This is a genomic window from Roseateles saccharophilus (assembly GCF_031458095.1).
Lineage (GTDB): Bacteria > Pseudomonadota > Gammaproteobacteria > Burkholderiales > Burkholderiaceae_C > Pelomonas > Pelomonas saccharophila_A.
In genome coordinates this window covers 1,023,728-1,043,151 of the sequence record NZ_JAVDXU010000001.1, presented here as the reverse complement: position 1 = coordinate 1,043,151, position 19,424 = coordinate 1,023,728, and the positions used below count along the sequence as shown (strand labels likewise).

Sequence of the window (19,424 nt, the reverse complement as noted above, 5' to 3'; positions counted from 1 at the left end):
CGTGGATTTTAGAGATTGGCCTGGGAGGGGCTGCGCAACTGGCCCACCCAGTCGCCGTTGCCGAAGGCATCCATCCAGCCCGGCAGCGCCGACGGCGCCATGGCGGCGGCGATGCCATTGCCCTGGCCGAGGCGGCAGCCCAGGCGCAACAGCTCGCGGGCATGGGCCCGGCTTTCGACGCCCTTGGCCAGCACGGCGCAGCCGATGTTGCGGGCCAGGCCGATGACGCTCTCCACCAGCGACAGGTCCTGGGCGTCGCCCAGCATGCCCTGCACATAGCTGCGGTGGAGCTTGAGGGTGTCGACGGGTAGGCGCTTCAGCGAACTGAGCCGCGAGTAGCCGGCGCCGAAGTCGTCCAGCGCGATGCCCACGCCCAGGCCCAGGCAGCGCTGGATCAGGGCCTGGGTGGCAACCGTCTCGGCCAGAGCGTCGGACTCCAGCACGTCCAGGTGCAGCAGGTGGGCGACCTCGGGCGACTGGCGCTGGATGAGTTCCTGCAGGCGCTGCGGGAAGTCGTGGCGGCGCAACTGGCGGGCGCCGACGTTGACGCTGACCGGCAGGCCCTTGCCGTCGTTGACGCCGGCGCGCAGCCAGGCCGTCGCCTGGGCCAGAGCCTGCTCGATGACCCAGTCGCCGATCTGCACGGCCAGGCCGGTCGTCTCCGCGAGGGGCAGGAAATGGGCCGGCGCCAGCAGGCCGCGCTCGGGGTGTTGCCAGCGCAGCAGGGCTTCCACGCCCATGACCTGGCCGGTGCGCAGGTCGATCTGCGGCTGGTAGTGCAGCAGCAGTTCGTTGCTGTCCAGGGCCTTTTGCAGGCGGGCGACGGCGATCAGCCCGGCCTCGTCGCGCTGGTCCAGCGTCGTGTCGTGGAACTGGATGCCGCCGCGGCCGGCGTGCTTGGCCCGGTAGAGGGCGTGGCCGGCGTGGCGCAGCAGGGTCTCGGGGTCGGCGTCGTCCTGGGGATAGAGGGTGGCGCCCATGCTGGCGCCGATCTCGATGGCCAGGCCGTTGCCGACCCGGCTTTCGCGGATGGCCACCGGCGTGGACAGCAGGCCCAGCAGGCGGTCCGACGCGCGCTGGGCTTCCTCCGGCGTCTGCACGCGCATCAGCACGGCGAACTCGTCGCCATGCAGGCGGGCGAGCTGGTCGGCGGTGTCGGGCGCTGCGCCGCGCGAGCCGCGCAGCGTGGCCTGCAGCCGGCCGCTGAGCTGCAGCAGCACGGCATCGGCGACCAGCGGGCCATGCTCGGCATTGACGCGGGCGAACTCGTCCAGGTCGATGAGGCCGATGACGAGCTTGAAGCCGTCGCGGTTGGCCGCGCTCAGGGCCTGCTGCAGCCGCCGCATGAACTCGTCGCGGTTGGGCAGCCCGGTGGCGACGTCAAAGCGCAGGCTGCGGCGCAGCAAGTCCTGCTGGCGGATGCTTTCGCCCAGGTCGGTCAGGCTCAGCAGCCGCCAGCGCGGGCTGACGCCTTCGGACTCAGGCACGGGGCTGAGCTTGGCGGCGAAGACATGCTGGCCACCGTCGTCCAGCTCGGCATGCAACTGGCCGCTCCAGGACAGACCGTCGTTGAGGGCGGCCTGCAACTCGGCGGGTTGGTGGCCGCTGCGCTGCAGATTGGCGATGCTCAGCGGCGTGGCCACCCGGCCGACGAGGGCTTCGCGGGGGGCATGGAGGATGTCGCAATAGGCAGGGTTGGCCTCGACGATGCGCCACTGCGTGTCGACGATGGCCAGGCCCTCGCTGGCCTGCTGGAAGAGGGTGGCCGACATGCGCTCGCGCTCTTCGGCCGTGTGGCGCCAGCTGACGTCGGCCAGGGTGGCGATGAGGCCGCGGGCACGGCCGCGGTTGTCGCGCAGGGGCACATGGGCCTGCAATTCATGCCAGCGCCAGTCGCCGCCGTCCGCCGCCAGGCGCAGCGACAGGCCGAGCTGCTTGCGTTGCGGGTCGCCCAGCAGCTCGCGCAGCGCCCGGCGCAGCGGCTCGCGGTCGCGCGGGTGGGCCAGGCGCACCCAGTCCAGCGGTGCGGTGCCGGCCTTGGTGCCGTCGACGGGCGTCGTCAGGGCCTGCCAGCGCGCCGAGGCATGGCGGCGGCCTTCAGGCAGGCGCCACTCGGCCAGGGCCAGGCCCTGGGCGTCGAGGGCACTGCGCCAGCCGTCGCGGTCGCGCAACTGGTGGTGGCTCAGCGCGATGAGGGCCAGGGGCAGCAAGGCCAGGCCGCCCCCGAGTGCGTAGGAGACCAGGGTCGGCGGCGCACTCAGCGCCCACAGGCCGAGCAGGCCGGCGCCCAGCAGGGCGTTGGTGCGTGGCGATGCCTGCAGGGCGTGCAGGCAGAGCAGCAGATGGGGCAGCAGCAAGGCGGCACCGGGCTCGGGCAGCCAGGCCAGGCCCGCCTGGGCCAGCACGGCCACCGCGGTGAGCACGCGGGCCGTCCAGCGGCCGCCGCGGCGTGGGCGCTGGGTGCTGGCCTGCAGGATGGTGCCGGTGCTCAGCAGCGCAAAGCCCCAGGCGGCTGCCAACTCCAGGGCGCCGACCAGCGCGACGGGCCAGCTCAAGCCCCCGGCCTTCAGCGCCGCCAGGGTGAACAGGCCGGCCAGCGTCGGCGCGGCCAGCCCGCCCAACAGGCCGAAAAGCAGGACTTCACGCCGGCCGGCGAGCCGGCCCGTCAGGCGCAGGCGGCGCAGCAGGGTGCGGTTCAGGACAAGAGCCAGCAGCGGCAGCGCCAGTGCCGTCAGCACGGGGGCCGACAGCAGCAGGTCCAGCGCGGCCGCGGGGTCGGCGGGCGAACGGACCAGCAGGGGCAGCCCGCCGCCCAGCAGCAGGCCGGCCATGACCAGGGGCAGCACCCAGGCACTCAGCCGCCAGAGCGCCAGCAGGCCCAGGGCCGCCAGCAGCAAGGGCAGCAGCAGATCCTGGGCGGGCGCGGCGGCGGCGGGCTGCGGGATGCGCAGCAGCGGCGGCAGGGCGTCGGCGGCCAGCCCCCAGGCGGTGATGACGCCGCCCCCCAGGCCGGCCAGGGCGCCCAGGCCGACACGGCGCAGCCGGCGCCAGCCGCGGCGGTCGTGGATGCGGCGCGGGCCGGGTGGCAGGGTCGATGACGGCGGCGCCTGGACGCTCAGGTCAGGCGCCTGGCCGTCGATGGATTCCGGGACGCCGGAATGCAGATCCATGTCTCGGCGGGCCTCAGGCCGATACCCGGGTCAACGCGCGCCAGCGCAGCGATGCCAGGATGAATGGAGAAAGAGGGCAGCGGCCGGGCATTGGCGCAATCTCATCGCCGCCATGGCCCATCGATCTCGGTGAAAACCCCGAGATTTGGGCTTCGGACGGCGTGACGAAAGGCATGGCGCAGTTTAGGCGTGACATGCACCAAAAAGGAAAAGGGCCATCCCGTAGATGGATGGCCCTGCTGGCGGCCCGCGCTGCAGGCGGGCGGCGGAAATCTTTTCAAACCCGGCCGTCGAAACGGCGCCGGGATTTCCGGGTCAGACGGCGAAATCGGTCAGCTTGGCGCCGCCGGCAATGGCCGCCTTCAGCCATTTGGGCTGCAGGCCGCGGCCGCTCCAGGTTTCGCCGGTGGCCTGATTGCGATACTTGGCCGCCACCTTGGACACCTTGGCCGGCTTGGGCGTGCGCATGCTGAGGTCGGCCACCGTCAGGCCATATTCGCTCATCAGGGATTTCACCTTGGCCACTGCCTCGCTGCGTTCGCGGTCCTTGGTTTGGCTGATCTGCTGATCAAGGGCTTCGCGCTGAGCCAGGAGTTCTTTCAGGGTGGACATGCTGCTATTCCTCTTGCGATTTGAGCGGGGAGGCCCGCAACGGTTGCCCGCGGCGGCCTTGGAGCTGGGGCGGCGGGCCGCGAGTATCTCCGTGGACGAATTAAATCGCGACGGGGTGGATAAATGCAAGGGTTTTCGTTGGCCGGTTGCGACGAGTTTCTCGCGAGTTCGGGTTAATTGCCCAATCGGCTTGGCCGCGGGCGGGGCGGTTGAATGAGAAAGGGCCGGCGACTTTCGTCCCGGCCCTCTGTGTATGGGCGCTGAATTGCGCCGCGCTTATTCGCTGGCGGGCGGGACGTAGCCCGCCACCGCTTCGGCACCCGTGCCGAAGAAGAATTGCTGTGATCGCATCACCTGCGCTGCGCGTAGGTGAGCGCTCCCCCAGTTTTTCAACTGAGTCCCGCTCAGTTCGCTGGCGGGACATAGCCCGCCACCGCTTCGGCACCTGTGCCGAAGAAAAACTGTTCAGCCTGGCGCATCAGGTATTGGCGGGCACGCTGGTCGGCGAGGTTCAGGCGGTTTTCATTGACGAGCATGGTCTGGTGCTTCATCCAGGCCGCCCAGGCTTCCTTGCTGACGTTTTCCCAGACCTTTTTGCCGAGTTCGGTTTGGACGGGGTAGGGCGGGAAGTCCAGCCCTTCGGCTTCCTTCTTCAGATAGGCACATTGAACGGTGCGGGGCATGACGGACTCCTACAAACACGAGAGAAAAGGGAAACGGCCAGCACTTTAGCGCGCAGGCCGTTTGGGCCAGCCCGGTGGGGCTAGTTGAATCGTTTGACCAGCACGAGCGAGCGGCGGTCCCAGTTGTATTTGCGCTTGCGTTCCTCGGGCAGCCATTCGGGGTCGACCTGCTGGAAACCGCGCTTGATGAACCAATGCATGGTGCGCGTGGTCAGCACGAAAATGCTGTCCAGGCCCATGGCCTTGGCGCGCTGCTCGATTCTTTTCAGCAGGCGGTCGCCGTCGCCCTGGCCCTGCACTTCGGCGGAGACGGTCAGCGCCGCCATTTCGGCGGTGCGCGCCTCGACATAAGGGTATAGCGCTGCGCAGCCGAAGATGACGCCGTCATGCTCGATGACGGTATAGAGCTCGGCATCGCGTTCGATCTCGGTCCGGCTGCGCTTGACCAGGGTGCCGTCGCGCTCGAAGGGCTCGATGAGCTGGATGATGCCGGCCACGTCGTCGGCGCTGGCCTCGCGCAGGCTCTCCAGCTTCTCGTCGACGACCATGGTGCCGATGCCGTCGTGGGTGTAGACCTCCTGCAGCAGGGCGCCGTCCACCGCGAACGGGATGATGTGGGAGCGCTCGACGCCGGCGCGGCAGGCCTCGGCGCAGTGGCGCAGATAGAAGGCCACGTCGGTCGGCTCGGGATTGGGGGCGGCCTTGGCCAGCATGCGGTCGGCGTCGGCCACGGCCAGTTCGGTGTCGATGGGGCTTTCCGGGTCGTCCGGGTTCTCCGGCACGCCGTCGACCTCGCAGACGAACAGCAGCTTGTCGGCCTGCAGGGCGATGGCGGTGGACGTGGCGACGTCCTCCATCGACAGATTGAAGGCCTCGCCCGTGGGCGAGAAGCCGAAGGGCGACAGCAGCACGATGGCGCCGATGTCGATGGCGCGCTGGATGGCGGCGCCGTCGACCTTGCGCACCAGGCCGGAATGCTGGAAATCGACACCGTCGACGATGCCGACCGGCCGGGCGGTCAGGAAATTGCCCGAGACGACCCGCACCGTGGCATTGGCCATGGGTGTGTTGGGCAGGCCCTGGCTGAAGGCGGCTTCGATCTCGAAGCGCAGCTGGCCGGCGGCCTCCTGGGCGCAGTCCAGGGCGACGGCGTCGGTGATGCGGCGGCCATGGCTGTAGCGCGGCACCTGGCCCTTGGCGGCCAGCTGTTCGTTGACCTGGGGCCGGAAGCCATGCACCAGCACGATCTTGATGCCCATGGCGTGCAGGATGGCCAGGTCCTGCACGAAGGCGTTCAGCTTGCCCGCGGCGACCAGCTCGCCCGGCATGCCGACGACAAAGGTCTCGCCGCGGTAGGCGTGGATATAGGGCGCCACGGCGCGGAACCAGGGCACGAAGGTGTGGGGAAAGACAAGACCGGTCATGGGGACGAATTGTGAAGCCTGACGAACCGGACTTGACGCTGTCATGCCTGCTGCCGACGATGCGCCTCCCACCCCCAAGGAGACCGCGATGAAGGACTATCAAGACGTCTACATGACCCCCGGCGCCTTCAGCTGGAACGAGTTGGGCACGCCCAATCCCAAGGCCGCCTGCGAGTACTACGGCAGCCTGTTCGGCTGGACCTTCGACACCATGAACATGGGCCAGGGCGACTACCACGTCATCAAGGTGGGCGAGGTCGCGGTGGGCGGCGTCATGACGCCCCCGGCGCCTGGCCCGGCCATGTGGGGCGCCTACGTCACCGTCGAGAACTGCGACGCCACGGTGGAGAAGGCCAAGAGCCTGGGCGGCACGGTCTGCGCCGGTCCCTTCGACATCCCCACCATCGGCCGCATGGCCGTGCTGCAGGACCCCCAGGGCGCCGTCATCCAGGTCATCAGCTACTTCCCGCGGACCGAGTGACGCTCTGCGGGACAATCCCGCCTCAATGAATTCCGAACGACCCGAGAGCCGGTTGCCTCAACCGGCTCTTTCCATTTCCTTCCCCGAAAGCCTGCCGGTCTCGTCGCGCCGCGACGAAATCATGGCGGCCATGGCCGAGCATCAAGTCGTCATCGTCTGTGGCGAGACCGGCTCCGGCAAGACCACCCAGCTGCCCAAGATCGCGCTGGCGATGGGCCGTGGGCGCCTGAACGGCGGCGGCCTGATCGGCCACACCCAGCCGCGGCGGATTGCCGCCAGCAGCGTGGCCAAGCGCATCGCCGAGGAGCTGAAGACGCCGCTAGGCGATGTCGTCGGCTACAAGGTGCGCTTCCAGGACCGCCTGTCCAAGGGCGCCTCGGTCAAGCTGATGACCGACGGCATCCTGCTGGCCGAGACCCAGAGCGACCCGCTGCTGAAGGCCTACGACACGCTGATCATCGACGAGGCCCACGAACGCAGCCTCAACATCGACTTCCTGCTCGGCTATCTGCGTGAGATGCTGCCGCGTCGGCCCGACCTGAAGATCGTTGTCACGTCGGCCACCATCGACGCCGACCGCTTCGCCAAGCATTTCGAGTCGGCCAAGGGGCCGGCGCCGGTGCTGATGGTGTCGGGCCGCCTCTACCCGGTCGAGCAGCGCTACCGGCCCTTCGAGGAGAGCCGCGAATACGATCTCAACAACGCCATCACCGATGCGGTGGACGAGCTGTGGCGCGAGGGCGGCGGCGACGTGTTGGTCTTCCTGCCCGGCGAGCGCGAGATCCGCGAAGCGGCCGAAGCGCTGCGCAAGCATCACCCGCCGGGCGTGGAGGTGCTGCCGCTGTTCGCGCGCCTGTCCCAGCAGGAGCAGGACCGTGTCTTCGAGCCCCACGGCCAGCGCCGCATCGTGCTGGCGACCAATGTGGCCGAGACGTCGCTGACGGTGCCGGGCATCCGCTACGTCATCGACCCCGGCTTGGCGCGCGTCAAGCGTTACAGCTATCGCAACAAGGTCGAGCAGTTGCTGATCGAGAACGTCAGCCAAGCCGCCAGCAACCAGCGCGCGGGCCGTTGCGGGCGGGTCAGCAATGGCATCTGCATCCGCCTCTTCAGCGAGAAGGAATTCAACGAGAGGCCCAAGTTCACCGACCCGGAAATCCTGCGGTCGAGCCTGGCCGGCGTCATCCTGCGCATGAAGGCCCTGCACCTGGGCGACGTGGAGCGCTTTCCTTTCCTGGAGGCGCCGCGCCCCAAGGCGATTGCCGACGGCTACCAATTGCTGGCCGAACTGGGCGCCGTGGACGATGCCAACGAGCTGACGCCCCTGGGCAAGGAGCTGTCGCGCCTGCCGCTGGACCCGCGCGTGGGCCGCATGATCCTGGAGGCCCGCACCCGCGACGCGCTGACCGAGGTGCTGGTCATCGCCTCGGCCCTGTCGGGCCAGGACGTGCGCGACCGGCCGATGGAGCAGGCCCAGGCGGCCGACGAAAAGCACAAGAAGTTCGATGACGAGAAGTCGGAGTTCATGGGCTATCTCAAGCTGTGGAAATGGCTGGGCGAATCCAAGGGCGAGGAGGGCGGCCACAAGCTGTCGGTCCGCAAGCACGAGCAGCTGCTGCGCGACAACTTCGTCAGCCCGCGCCGCGTGCGCGAGTGGCGCGATGTCCATTCCCAGCTGCACACCGTCGTCGCCGAGCAGGGCTGGCGGCTCAACCAGAGCGTGGCCACCTATGAGCAGGTGCATCTGTCCATGCTGGCCGGCCTGCTCGGCAATATCGGCCAGAAGAGCGACGACGAGGACTGGTACCTCGGCGCGCGCGGCATCAAGTTCTGGCGCCACCCCGGCGCGCATCTGTCCAAGAAGCCCGGCCGCTGGATCGTCGCGGCCGAGCTGGTCGATACCTCGCGCCTGTATGGCCGCGGCATCGCCAATATCGAGCCGCAATGGCTGCCGCCCATTGCCGGCCACCTGATCAAGACCCAGCTGCTGGAGCCGCACTGGGAGAAGAAGGCCGCGGAGGTGGTGGCCCTGGAGAGGGCGACGCTGTACGGCATCGTGCTGTACAGCAACAAGCGCGTGAATTTCGGTCGCGTCGACCCCAAGGCGGCGCGCGAGATCTTCATCCGCGAGGGCCTGGTCAACGACGATCTGCCCGAGGATCTCGTCAAGCAGCTGCCCTTCATCGGCCACAACCGGCGCCAGATCGGCAAGGTCGAGGCGCTGGAGCACAAGTCGCGCCGCCAGGACGTGCTGGTGGACGATGAGCTCATCTACGCCTTCTACGACGACAAGCTGCCGGCCAACGTTTTCTCCGGCGCCACGCTGCTGAAGTGGTGGCGCGAGGCCAGCAAGAGCGACGACAAGCTCTTGCAGCTCAGCCAGGACGAACTGATGCGTCACGAGGCCGCCGGCGTCACCAGCGAGGCCTTTCCCAAGGTCATCCGCCTGGGCGGCGTCGATTGCGCGGCCAACTATCTGCACCAGCCCGGCGACGCCCGCGACGGGCTGACCGTGACCGTGCCCATCTTTGCGCTCAATCAGGTCAGCGAGGAGCGTGCCGAATGGCTGGTGCCCGGCATGCTGGCCCAGAAGGTGACGGCCCTGCTGAAGAGCCTGCATCAGAAGCCGCGCGCGCGGCTGACGCCGCTGCCGGACTTTGTCGCCGAGTTCATCGAGCTGCAGCCCTTCTGCCAGGGGGGGCTGGTGGACACGCTGCTCAGGGCCGTGAAAGACCGCACCCAGCTCGCCGTGCAGCGCAACGACTTCAAGCTGGAGCAGCTGCCGCCGCATCTGTTCATGAACTTCCGCATCGTTGACGAGCATGGCCGTCAGTTGGGGCAGGGGCGGCAGCTCGCCGCGCTGAAGGCGGAGCTGGGCGGGCAGGCGAGGTCGGCCTTCCAGGCGCTGGCGGCATTGAAGCTGCCGGCTGCCGAACCGGCTCCCAAGCCCCAGCCCGAACGTGGCGTCCGCGCCGAGATCGTCAAGCCCGCCGCGCCCGCCCGTGATGCCAGCCAGAGCTACACGGACTGGAGCTTTGGCGAGTTGCCCGAGCTGCTGGAAGTGCGCAAGGGTGGCCAGACGCTGATCGGCTTCCCGGCCCTGATCGACAAGGGCAATGCGGTCGAGATCGAGGTCTTCGACGAGCCCGAAGTGGCCGCCGCCAGGCACCGCGCCGGCCTGCGCCGCCTGATCGCGCTGCAGCTCAAGGAGCCGCTGAAGTTCCTGGAGAAGAACATTCCCGACCTGCAGCGCATGTCGGTCCTCTACATGGGCCTGGGCACGGCCGAGGAGTTGCGCGACCAGATCATCGGCGTGGCCCTGGACCGCGCCTTCCTGGGCGACCCGCTGCCCACCGATGCGATGAGCTTCAAGAAGCGCATCGAGGAAGGCCGCAGCCGGCTCAACCTCATCGCCCAGGAAGTGGCCCGTGCTGCGCATGCCGTGCTGCAGGAGCTGGCCAACGCCACGCGCAAGCTCAAGGACTCGCGCCCGGCCAAGGATGTCGCGGACGACATCACCGCCCAGCTGCAGCGCCTGGTGCCCAAGCGCTTTGCGCTGGACACGCCCTGGGCCCAGCTGCAGCATCTGCCGCGCTACCTCAAGGCCATCACGGCGCGGCTGGACAAGCTGCGCGCCGACGCGGCCCGCGATGCCAAGCTGATGAGCGAGGTCAAGCCCCTGGAGCAGCGCTACACCCGCCGCCTGGCCGAGCTCAAGGGGGTGAAGGATGCGCGGCTGGACGACTTCCGCTGGCAGCTGGAGGAGTTGCGTGTCAGCCTGTTTGCTCAGGAGCTCAGGACGCCGCAGCCGGTGAGCGTGAAACGACTCGACAAGGTTTGGTCTCAGCTGACAAGTTGAGGCCAGCTTTGCGGTGAAACCAGGGTTTGACTGACGTGCCCGTGGCGGGCGCAGGTGTACAAGCGGCAGACTGTGAGCTCATGCACACAAGCCGGCGATTGCGGTGGGATGGGGAGGAAATCCGTCGCATTTCGACGCTTGGCTGCAAGCTCGGTCCCTCTAGCCTGGAGTCCAATGCAGGGACACCAACTGTTACAGCCTGTCCACGTCCGCCGTGCCTGAAACCAGCCCTGCCGCCCCACCGCTGAAAGGCTTTGGCCACTTCGAGTTGCGCGCCCTGCTGTCCAAGAGCGCTCGCAGCCTGATCTGGCGCGTCTTCGACCCGCGCCATGGCCAGGAGCTGGTGCTGTGCATGCCGCGCGACAAGCCCAACAGCGCCGCAGCCCTGGAGCACTGGCTGCGCATGGCCCAGGGGGCAGAGCGCATCCAGCACCCCAATCTCGCGCCGCCCTTCGAGATCGGCCAGGTCGAGAACTGGCCCTATGTGGCCTATGACCGTGCCCTGGGCGAGACCCTGGACGAGCGCCTGGCCCGCCAGCCCGCCCCCCTGCCTATCGACGCGGCCGGCTGGATTGCCCAGCTGCTCGAAGGCCTGGCCTTTGCCCACGATGCCGGCCATGCCCATCGCGACATCCAGACCGCCAGCCTCGTCATCGACGCCAGCGACAAGGTGCGCCTGATCGGCCTCGAGGTCGCGCAGGAAGTCTTCCCCGCCACCGTCGACTTCAATGCCGTGACGCGCCGCGCCGTGCGCGAGTCGGCCGAGGAGGACGTGCTCTGCGTCGGCCTGCTGCTCCATCGCATCCTCAGCGGCAAGCCCGTGCTGGAGGAGAACGATCTGCAGCATGTCGTGCAGCAGATGCAGCCGGTGGGCCGCGAGATGGTGCGCCTGGGTTGGGAGACACCCCACCCCATCCCCGATCCGCTGCGCGCCATCTGCAACCGCGCCACCGACCGCCAATTGCGCCAGCGCTATCACCTGGCGCGCAGCTTCTGGCGCGCCCTGGACGGCTGGCGCCAGGCCGCGGCCTATGACGACGGCGGGCCCATCGTGCTGCTGCTGGACAAGCTGCAACGCATTGGTCATCTGCCGACGACGACCTCGGGCATGCACCGCTTCACCGGCGGCTCGGGCCTGGAGGCCCAGCATGCCAGCGCGCTGTCGGAATATGTGCTCAAGGACATGGCCCTCAGCCTGGAGCTGGTGCGCCGCGTCAACAACGCGCTGAAGGCTTCCGGCCACCAGGGCCAGACCATCCTGAACATGCAGCGCGCCATCCAGATGCTGGGCCTGGACGGGCTGCAATACGCCGCGAACTCCCTCAAGCCCTGGCCGGGGCCGTTGCCGCCGGTGGCCGCCGAGATGCTGCGCCAGCTGATGGCCCGCGTGACCAAGGCCGCCCAGGTAGCCCAGGCCCTGCGCCCGGCGGGCTATGACGGCGAGGTCGTGCACCTCATCACCGTCATGCAGAACCTGGGGCGCCTGCTGCTGCAATACCACTTCCCCGACGACGCCCAGCAGATCCGCCAGCTGATGGTGCCGCCCGAGGCCACCGAGGAGCAGCCCAATCCGCCGTCCATGAGCGAGCAGGCCGCGGCTTATGCCGTGCTCGGCTGCGACCTCGACGCCCTGGGCAGCGCCGTCGCCCGCCATTGGGGCCTGGGTGACGAGCTGCTGCAGATGATCCGCCGCCAGCCGCTGGACGCCGCCGTGCATCCGCCGCGCAGCGATGCCGACACGCTGCGCCTGACTTGCAGCTTCGCCAACGAGCTGGTCGACGCCCTGGGCCAGCCCGAGGCGCGCCGCCGCGCGGGCGTGGAGGCCGCCACGCGCCGCTACGCCAAGGCACTGGGCGTGGGCCTGCGCGAGGTCATGGAAGCCCTCAACCCCGGCGCCAGCAAGCCGCCGGCTGCCCCCGCCGCCGAGGCTTCCGCGCCGGCGGGCTCCCTGCGCGATCGCCTGTCCGCCCGCGGCGGCTCCTAGACCCGCGCCATGGCCGACGACCTGCCTCCCCAGCTCGGCCGCTTCCGGTTGCTGCAGCGCCTGGGCGAGGGCGCCCAGGCCACGGTCTGGCTGGCCCATGACCCGCTGCTGGACCGCGAGGTGGCCGTCAAGCTGCTGAAGGCCATGGCCGAGCCCGGCAGCGTCGACGAATGGCTGCACGAGGCCCGGGCCGTCAGCCGCCTGACCCATCCCAATATCGTGCCGGTCTTCGAGGCCGACACCCAGGGGGGCTGGTCCTACCTCGTCTTCGAATACGTCAGCGGCGGCACGCTGAGCCAGCGCCTGCGCGCCGGGCCCAAGCCCACGACGGCCGAGGCCGTCACGCTGATGCTGGGCATCCTGGACGGCCTGACCGCCGCTCATGCCGCCGGCCTGGTGCACCGCGACCTCAAGCCCAGCAACATCCTGATCGACGCGCGCGGCCGGCCGCGTGTGATGGACTTCGGCATCGCCGCGCGGGTGTCGACCGATGCCAACGCGCCGTCACGCGTCGTCGGCACGCCCGGCTATATCTCGCCCGAGGCCGCGCGCGGCGCGCCGCCGCATCCGCAGATGGACGTGTTCGCGGCCGCCGTGATGCTGGCCGAGATGCTGAGCGGTCAGCGCCTCAACCACGATCCCGATCCCTGGCGCGCCATCCAGCGCGTGCAGACCACCGACCTCGTCCTGCCCTCCGGCCTGGACCCCAGCGTGGACGACGCCCTGCGCGCCATCGTGCAGCGCGGCCTGGCCCGCGAGCCCTCCGCGCGCTGGCCCAGCGCCGCCCTGCTGCGCGATGCGCTGGCCGCCTGGCTGCGCCCGGTGGCCGAGCCCGACGCCGAAGCCCAGGACGCGCCGGTGCTGGATTTCCTGCTGCGCCGCATGCGCCACAAGAGCGACTTCCCGGCGCTGAGCGATGCCATCGGCCGCATCCAGCGCCTGACGCAGTCCGAGAACGAGAGCCTGGCCAATCTGTCCAACGAGATCCTCAAGGACGTGGCACTGACGCAGAAGCTGCTGCGCCTGGTCAACACGGCCCAGTACCGGCACACGGGCGGTGGCGGCATCAGCACGGTGTCGCGGGCGGTGGCACTGATCGGCTTCGCCGGCATCCGCAACCTGGCCCTCAGCCTGGTGCTGCTGGAGCGCATGGAGAACAAGGGCCATGCCAAGCGGCTGCGCGAGGACTATCTGCGCTCGCTGATGGCAGCCTCGCTGGCGCGCGAGCTCTGCCCCAATCCCCGCGAGGCCGAGGAGGCCTTCCTCGGCGCGATGTTCCATCACCTCGGTCGTTCGCTGACCGAGTTCTATTTCCCCGAGGAAGCCGACGCCGTGCGCCGCCTCGTCAGCCCCGCCGAGGATGGCCAGGCCGCGCTCAGCGAGGCCTCGGCCTCGGCCCAGGTGCTGGGCATGAGCTATGAGGCCCTGGGCCTGGGCGTGGCCAAGCAATGGGGGCTGCCGGACAGCCTGCAGCGCGCCATGCGCCGCCCCAGCGGCGAGCCGCCGCAGCGGCCGCTGGACGATGGCACCGAGCGCCAGCGCTGGCTGGCCCGCGCCAGCAACGACATGGCCGACCTGATCCTGAACACGCCGCCGGAGCAGGCCCATGCCAGGCTGCGTGCGATGGCCCAGCGGCATTCGCGGGCGCTGGGCATCAGTGCCGAGACCTTCGAGAAGGCGGCCGACACCGCACGCCAGCATCTCGCCCAGACCACCGAGGCGCTGGAGCTGCGCCTGCCGCGCGACTCGCGCGCCCAGCGTCTGCTGGCGCCGCTGACCCCGTCGGTGCACGACTCGCTGACGGCCCACGAGCTTGCGCCCACCGTCGTCATGGAGCGCACCCAGGACACCGCCCCCGTCTCGCGCGCCGAACAGGCCACCCAGCTGCTGGCCGCCGGCGTGCAGGACATCACCGACGCCATGGTCGACAACTTCCAGCTCAATGCCGTGCTGCGCATGATCCTGGAGACCATCTACCGCGCCCTGGGTTTTCGTCGCGTCGTCTTCTGCCTGCGCGATGCGCGTGGCCAGGCGTTGACGGGTCGGCTCGGCGTCGGCGCCGATGTCGAGCGCCTGGCCCCGCTGCTGCGCGTGGACCTCGCGACCCAGCCCCTGGATCTGATCGCCGCCGTCTGCCTGAAAGGCGCCGACACGCTGATCCAGGACGCACGGGCGGACAACATCGCCTCCCGCATGCCGAGCTGGTTCCGCGGTGAACTCAAGGCGCAGAGCTTTCTGCTGCTGCCGCTGATGCTCAAGGGCTCACCCCTCGGGCTGATCTATGCCGACCACCCCCAGGCCGGCGTCGTGCAGTTGGGCGAGAAGGAGCTGTCCTTGCTCCGCACCCTGCGCAACCAGGCCGTGATGGCCTTCAGGCAGGCAACCGGCTGAGTCCAACGCCCTCCCGACAGGGGTGTAGGGCATATCCCACAACTCTTGAGGCCTCAGGCTGACCGGTGTCGCACCGGCCCGCTGACTGGGCGGGCAGGGGCGATGGCGAATACTCGATCTGCATCCTGAGAGAACCCGAGCCCGGCGGGGCCGTGATGCGCGAACGCCGGGTATTTAAACCACAGGAGTTCGTATGAATCACCAATCGATGAATGGCCGGGCTGTTTTGTTGGCGGCATTTGCCGCCGCAGCCCTGTCGGCGTGCGCCACCCACGGCGACGCGCCCAAGGAACAGATGGCGGTGGCCAATTCCGCCGTCGATCAAGCCTCCGGCAACGCTGCCGAAGCACCGGCCGAGCTGACCACGGCCCGCGACAAGCTGGCCCGAGCCAACGCCGCGATGGCCCGCAAGGACTATGTGGCGGCCCGCCAGCTGGCCGACGAGGCAGCGGCCGATGCCGCCCTCGCCCAGGCGACGGCACGCTCCGCCCGTTCCAGCCGCGCCCTGGCCGAGGTGAACGAAAGCATCCGGCAGCTGCAGGTGCAGCTGAACCGTTCCTGATTCATCGAAAGGACCCGCCATGAAGACCCTTGCCCAACTGACCACCCTGGCCGCCGCCGCTGCACTGTTCGCCGGCTGCGCCAGCGCCCCCACCGTCACGCCCGCCCTGCGTGAAGCGCGTTCCACCGTGCACAGCGCCGAGGCCGATCCGGCCGTGCTGAAGTACGCCTCGCTGGACATCAAGAAGGCCTCCGACTCGCTGCGCCGCGCCGAGGAGCTGAGTGCCAAGCGCGAAGCGCCGGCCGACATCGACTCCGCCGCCTATGTGGCCGCCACCCAGGCCCGCACCGCCATGGCCATTGGCCGCGCCGCGACGCAGGAAGAGGCCATCAAGGCGGCCGAGGCCGACCGTGAGCGCGCCCGCGCCGATGCCAACGCCAACCGCGCCAATGTGGCGCAGGCCCAGGCCACCAATGCGCAGATCGCGGCTGCCAACGCCAGCGCCGATGCCAATGCTGCCCGCCAGCAGGCCGCCGCTGCCAATGCAGACGCTGCCAACGCTCAAGCCCAGGCCGCCAATGCCCAGGCCCAGGCCGCAGCGCTGGCGCAGGAGCTGGCCGACCTGCAGGCCAAGCAGACCGATCGCGGCATGCTGGTGACGCTGGGCGACGTGCTGTTCGAATTCGGCCGCGCCGAGATCAAGCCAGCGGCCCAGGCGTCCATCGCCAAGCTGGCGCACTACCTGAACCAGCATCCCGACCGCCGCGTGCTGATCGAGGGCTTCACCGACAGCGTCGGCAGCGACTCGGCCAACTTGACGCTGTCGCAACGCCGCTCGCAGGCCGTGGCTGAGGCGCTGCGTGCTCAGGGTGTCGACCCGACCCGTGTCGCGACCCGCGGCTATGGCGAGGCCTATCCGGTGGCCAGCAACTCAAGCACATCCGACCGCGCCATGAACCGCCGCGTCGAGGTCTATATCTCGAACGACAACCAGCCGGTGCGCGCCCGCGGCTGAGGCTGAACCTTGAAGGAGATCACCATGAACATGCGCCGATGTCATACCGCCGCCTGGCTGGCAGCCGCCCTGCTTGCCCTGGGCGGCGTTGCCCAGGCCGCCCCCAAGGCAGCCAAGAATGTCGATCCGCTGCGCCTGCAGTACGAGCGCGAACGCGCCAACTGCATGACCGGCCAGACCAACCAGCCGCGCGACGTCTGCCTGAAGGAAGCTGGCGCGGCCTATGCGCAGGCCCGCCAGGGCAAGCTGATCTCGCCGGGGGACCGGCCCGATCAGTGGGCCAACAACGCGCTCAAGCGCTGCCAGGCCCAGCCTGTGGAAGATCGCGAGATGTGCGAGCGCCGTGTGCGCGAAGGCATCGTCACGGGCAGCGTGGAGGGGGGCGGCCAGTTGACGACGCTGGTGGTGCGCTCGACCGACATTCCGAAGTCGCCGGGCGGCTGAAACGCCCCTCGTTTTGCTGAGACTCGATCGGCCGGCCTGCTCAAGCAGACGCCGGCCGCTTGCCTTGTGCGGGTCACCGGCGAAGCGAGCCCCTCGCTCGAGGGCCGAAGAAGGGGAGGGTGACGAGCCTTACCCCCGGCACTGGTTGCAACGCTTAGGGCTGCTTGGTTCCCCACCTGACCCGGTTGGGCGCGCTTCCATGCGGGGAGGCCCGTCGAGGTGCATTGTAGTCGGGCTCAGCAGCCCAGCTCTGAAAGCCCCGGGTGGTCGTCCGGTCGGCGGCCCAGTGGCCAGAAGAATTTGCGATCTGTGGCGGCGATGGGCAGGTCCTTGATGCTCGCGAAGCGGCGCTGCATGAAGCCGGCGTCGTTGAACTCCCAGTTCTCGTTGCCGTAGGAACGGAACCACTGGCCGGAATCGTCATGCCACTCGTAGGCGAAGCGCACGGCGATGCGGTGGCTGTCGTGAATCCACAGCTCCTTGATGAGCCGGTAGTCGAGTTCCCGGGCCCATTTGCGGGCGAGGAATTCCTTCACCTGTTCGCGGCCAGCGAGGAATTCGGCGCGGTTGCGCCAGCGCGTGTCCTCCGTGTAGACCTGGGCGACGCGCGCCGGGTCACGGGAATTCCAGGCGTCTTCCGCAAGGCGGACCTTGTGGACGGCAGATTCGCGAGTGAATGGGGGCAGGGGTGGCTTGGTGTCCATGATGGCGTGGTGAAGTGATGATGTAGACAGGTCTGTCTACAGACGAGTCTAGGGCATGTGGACAGGTCGGTCTACACTGGTCCGAATGCTTGATGTTCCTGCTTCATCCGATGCCACGCCGCGCGAGCGCATCCTGGCCGCCGCCTACGGTCTGTTCTACCGCGACGGCATCCGCGCCACCGGCATCGACCGCGTGATCGCCGAGGCCGGCGTCACCAAGGTCACCTTCTATCGCCAGTTCCCCAGCAAGGACGACCTCATCGTCGCCTTTCTCGGGCGCCGTCATCGGCTCTGGATGGGTTGGTTCAGCGACGCCTTGGCACGCCATGGCGGTACGGCGCTGGCCATCGTGCCGGCCTTGCGTGAATGGTTCTGCAGCGCCGACTACCGGGGCTGCGCCTTCATCAACAGCGTGGGCGAGGTCGGGCCCGTGCATGCTGGCGTGGTGGACGCAGCGCGCGCCCACAAGCAGGACATGACCGATGCGATTGCCAGGGTCTTGCCTCCCGGCCGCGGGCGCGCTGCGCGGGCCAGCGCCCTGGCGTTGGCGGTGGATGGCGCCATCGTTCAGGCGCAGGTGCTCGGCGACACCGAGGCCGCGCTGGCGGCCTTGTCGCTGCTGCTGAAGTCGGTGCTCAGCCCGGCAGGAACTGCCGGTTGATCGAAAGGTCCATCGCGAGGGCCAGCAGCGCCAAGGCGGTGAGATAGCCCAGCAGGTGCAGGCGCGCCTGGCTCATGGCCCAGTGGCCGCAAATCATGTAGCCCACCAGCGCGACCAGCTTGATGCCCAGCCACCAGTCGCGCATGGGGTTGTAGCCAATGGAGCCCCACAGGCTCAGGCCCGTGACGACGAGACAGGCATTGACGCCGAACACCACCACCAAGAGGCGCGCGTCCTTGGCAAAGGCCTGCGCCGGCGGCGGGCCAAACTGGACCAGCAGGCCGCGTACAAAGAACAGGCCCACGCTGCACCAGGCCAGCAGCACATGCCACTGGATCATCTGGGTGTAGTACCAACTCACGTTCAGCGCAGCGCGAGGTCGTCTTCGCTGAAGCGGATGTTCAGTGGTTCGATCAGCAACTGCTTCTCACCCGCCTCGACCTTGCCCGCCACCCAGGCTTCGATGCCGCAGTCGCGCGAGATCTGCGCGGTGCGTTCGGCGTCCTCGGCCTTGACGAAGATGGCGAAGCCCGCACCCATGTTCAGCGTCGAATAGGCCTCGCGGTCGTCCTGGCCGGCCTGCTTCTGGATGAAGTCCAGCACCGCCGTCTTGGGCGGCACCGTGTGGATGCGGTAGGTGAGGGCGCTGGGGTGGCGCAGCAGCTTGCGCCAGCCGTGGCCGGTGATGTTGGCGCAGTAGTGCGGCGCGATGCCGGCCTTCCACAGCGCCTCGGTGACGGGCGAGTAAAGCGCAGTGGGGGCCAGCAGGGCCTCGCCATAGGTCACGCCGGGCTCGATCTCGGTCAGATAGCCCTGGGGCAGGCGCTCGGCCAGCTTGCGGGCCAGGCTCAGGCCGTTGGCGTGGATGCCGCTGGAGGCCAGCAGCACGATGGCGTCACCGGCACCGAGCTTGTCGCCCACCGACAGGCGTTCCTTGGGGTTGATGAGGCCGGTGCAGGACGCGGCCAGGTCGATGCGGCCGTCCTCGACGATGCCGGCCAGGGCCGGCGTCTCGCCGCCGCCCCAGGCGACCTGGCAGGTGTCGCAGGCGGCCTTCCAGCCGGCCACCAGGGCTTGCGCGCGCTGGGCGTCGCCGAACCAGTCGCTGCCGCCGGCGGCCCAGTAGGCCTGCACGACCAGGGGCGTGGCGCCGACGGTGATCAGGTCGTTGACCGCCATGGCGATGGTGTCCTGGGCGATGCCGGCAAAGAAGCTCTTGCCCGTCAATTTCGCCATCTCGTCGGCCACCAGGGTCTTGGTGCCCAGGCATTCGACGATGGAGGCGATGTAGAACGGCCCCACGTCCACGACATAGGCCGATTCGCCCCGCGAGGCCTTGACCTCGCTGAAGCCGTGGCCGGCGAGGTGGGAGGCGGTGGCGGCGGCGGCACGCTGGGCCGTGATCTTCAGCGGGTCGATCAGGTCGTAATTGACGCCGGCTTGGTCGTAGGTGAGGGGGGCTTGCGAGGTCATGGCGCGGGATTATCCCCGGTG

15 protein-coding genes and 1 other RNA gene are annotated in these 19,424 nt (G+C 69.0%); 8 read left to right on the top strand and 8 right to left on the bottom strand.

Features of this window, described 5'->3' with window-relative positions:
* Nucleotides 1-8 precede the first annotated feature (8 nt).
* The 4 genes from J2X20_RS04765 to argA all read right to left on the bottom strand — a co-directional run bounded on the left by J2X20_RS04765 (nt 9) and on the right by argA (nt 5,889).
* Nucleotides 9-3,170 (bottom strand): putative bifunctional diguanylate cyclase/phosphodiesterase, encoded by a 3,162-nt coding sequence (locus tag J2X20_RS04765; protein WP_310261571.1) that lies wholly within the window; start codon nt 3,168-3,170, stop codon nt 9-11.
* A 315-nt stretch (nt 3,171-3,485) separates the two neighbouring features.
* Nucleotides 3,486-3,782 carry an H-NS histone family protein gene (locus tag J2X20_RS04760; RefSeq protein ID WP_310261568.1) on the bottom strand — a complete coding sequence of 99 codons (297 nt, stop codon included), beginning with the start codon at nt 3,780-3,782 and terminating at the stop codon, nt 3,486-3,488.
* A 404-nt stretch (nt 3,783-4,186) separates the two neighbouring features.
* Nucleotides 4,187-4,465, bottom strand: a complete 279-nt coding sequence (locus tag J2X20_RS04755; RefSeq protein WP_310261567.1) for an oxidative damage protection protein — start codon at nt 4,463-4,465, stop codon at nt 4,187-4,189.
* Nucleotides 4,466-4,545: 80 nt separating this feature from the next.
* Complete coding sequence (gene argA / locus J2X20_RS04750; protein ID WP_310261564.1) at nt 4,546-5,889, bottom strand: amino-acid N-acetyltransferase; 1,344 nt, start codon at nt 5,887-5,889, stop codon at nt 4,546-4,548.
* Between the two features lie 88 nt (nt 5,890-5,977).
* On the opposite strand from argA, the gene J2X20_RS04745 reads away from it, so the two are divergent.
* The 7 genes from J2X20_RS04745 (at nt 5,978) to J2X20_RS04715 (ending at nt 16,565) form a co-directional block, all read left to right on the top strand.
* Complete coding sequence (locus tag J2X20_RS04745) at nt 5,978-6,370, top strand: VOC family protein (protein WP_310261562.1); 393 nt, start codon at nt 5,978-5,980, stop codon at nt 6,368-6,370.
* Nucleotides 6,371-6,395: 25 nt separating this feature from the next.
* Entirely contained in the window at nt 6,396-10,229 is a 3,834-nt protein-coding gene (gene hrpA, locus J2X20_RS04740; protein ID WP_310261559.1) for an ATP-dependent RNA helicase HrpA, read from the top strand.
* A gap of 214 nt (nt 10,230-10,443) precedes the next feature.
* Nucleotides 10,444-12,213, top strand: a complete 1,770-nt coding sequence (locus J2X20_RS04735; RefSeq protein WP_310261556.1) for a serine/threonine protein kinase — start codon at nt 10,444-10,446, stop codon at nt 12,211-12,213.
* 9 nt (nt 12,214-12,222) lie between these two features.
* Nucleotides 12,223-14,604, top strand: a complete 2,382-nt coding sequence (locus J2X20_RS04730) for a protein kinase domain-containing protein (protein ID WP_310261553.1) — start codon at nt 12,223-12,225, stop codon at nt 14,602-14,604.
* 193 nt (nt 14,605-14,797) lie between these two features.
* Complete coding sequence (locus J2X20_RS04725) at nt 14,798-15,166, top strand: DUF4398 domain-containing protein (protein WP_310261549.1); 369 nt, start codon at nt 14,798-14,800, stop codon at nt 15,164-15,166.
* A gap of 19 nt (nt 15,167-15,185) precedes the next feature.
* A complete protein-coding gene (locus J2X20_RS04720; RefSeq protein ID WP_310261546.1) occupies nt 15,186-16,121 on the top strand; it encodes an OmpA family protein in 936 nt (311 codons plus the stop codon).
* A 24-nt stretch (nt 16,122-16,145) separates the two neighbouring features.
* Nucleotides 16,146-16,565, top strand: coding sequence for a hypothetical protein (locus J2X20_RS04715; protein WP_310261543.1), 420 nt, complete (start codon nt 16,146-16,148; stop codon nt 16,563-16,565).
* A 118-nt stretch (nt 16,566-16,683) separates the two neighbouring features.
* Here J2X20_RS04715 and ffs read toward each other — a convergent pair.
* Both ffs and J2X20_RS04705 read right to left on the bottom strand, forming a co-directional pair.
* Nucleotides 16,684-16,781, bottom strand: an RNA gene (ffs, locus tag J2X20_RS04710) — signal recognition particle sRNA small type.
* A 20-nt stretch (nt 16,782-16,801) separates the two neighbouring features.
* Nucleotides 16,802-17,269 (bottom strand): nuclear transport factor 2 family protein, encoded by a 468-nt coding sequence (locus J2X20_RS04705; RefSeq protein ID WP_310261539.1) that lies wholly within the window; start codon nt 17,267-17,269, stop codon nt 16,802-16,804.
* Nucleotides 17,270-17,354: 85 nt separating this feature from the next.
* Here J2X20_RS04705 and J2X20_RS04700 point away from each other — a divergent pair, with 85 nt between their 5' ends.
* A complete protein-coding gene (locus J2X20_RS04700; RefSeq protein WP_310261535.1) occupies nt 17,355-17,930 on the top strand; it encodes a TetR/AcrR family transcriptional regulator in 576 nt (191 codons plus the stop codon).
* Here the strand turns inward: J2X20_RS04700 and J2X20_RS04695 are convergent.
* Together J2X20_RS04695 and J2X20_RS04690 are read right to left on the bottom strand one after the other, a co-directional pair.
* On the bottom strand, nt 17,905-18,291 hold the full coding sequence (locus J2X20_RS04695; protein WP_310261532.1) for a SirB2 family protein: 387 nt from the start codon (nt 18,289-18,291) through the stop codon (nt 17,905-17,907). The two genes, J2X20_RS04700 and J2X20_RS04695, sit on opposite strands and share 26 nt — an antisense overlap.
* Nucleotides 18,292-18,293: 2 nt before the next feature.
* On the bottom strand, nt 18,294-19,403 hold the full coding sequence (locus J2X20_RS04690; RefSeq protein ID WP_310261529.1) for an AIR synthase-related protein: 1,110 nt from the start codon (nt 19,401-19,403) through the stop codon (nt 18,294-18,296).
* Nucleotides 19,404-19,424 lie beyond the last annotated feature (21 nt).

Coding starts and splice junctions, on each gene's coding strand:
- J2X20_RS04730 (WP_310261553.1), top strand. CDS start 12,223: ATGGCCGACGACCTGCCTCCCCAGCTCGGCCGCTTCCGGTTGCTGCAG.
- J2X20_RS04690 (WP_310261529.1), bottom strand. CDS start 19,403: ATGACCTCGCAAGCCCCCCTCACCTACGACCAAGCCGGCGTCAATTAC.
- J2X20_RS04705 (WP_310261539.1), bottom strand. CDS start 17,269: ATGGACACCAAGCCACCCCTGCCCCCATTCACTCGCGAATCTGCCGTC.
- J2X20_RS04725 (WP_310261549.1), top strand. CDS start 14,798: ATGAATCACCAATCGATGAATGGCCGGGCTGTTTTGTTGGCGGCATTT.
- J2X20_RS04745 (WP_310261562.1), top strand. CDS start 5,978: ATGAAGGACTATCAAGACGTCTACATGACCCCCGGCGCCTTCAGCTGG.
- J2X20_RS04715 (WP_310261543.1), top strand. CDS start 16,146: ATGAACATGCGCCGATGTCATACCGCCGCCTGGCTGGCAGCCGCCCTG.
- hrpA (WP_310261559.1), top strand. CDS start 6,396: ATGAATTCCGAACGACCCGAGAGCCGGTTGCCTCAACCGGCTCTTTCC.
- J2X20_RS04760 (WP_310261568.1), bottom strand. CDS start 3,782: ATGTCCACCCTGAAAGAACTCCTGGCTCAGCGCGAAGCCCTTGATCAG.
- J2X20_RS04755 (WP_310261567.1), bottom strand. CDS start 4,465: ATGCCCCGCACCGTTCAATGTGCCTATCTGAAGAAGGAAGCCGAAGGG.
- J2X20_RS04720 (WP_310261546.1), top strand. CDS start 15,186: ATGAAGACCCTTGCCCAACTGACCACCCTGGCCGCCGCCGCTGCACTG.
- J2X20_RS04765 (WP_310261571.1), bottom strand. CDS start 3,170: ATGGATCTGCATTCCGGCGTCCCGGAATCCATCGACGGCCAGGCGCCT.
- J2X20_RS04700 (WP_310261535.1), top strand. CDS start 17,355: ATGCTTGATGTTCCTGCTTCATCCGATGCCACGCCGCGCGAGCGCATC.
- argA (WP_310261564.1), bottom strand. CDS start 5,889: ATGACCGGTCTTGTCTTTCCCCACACCTTCGTGCCCTGGTTCCGCGCC.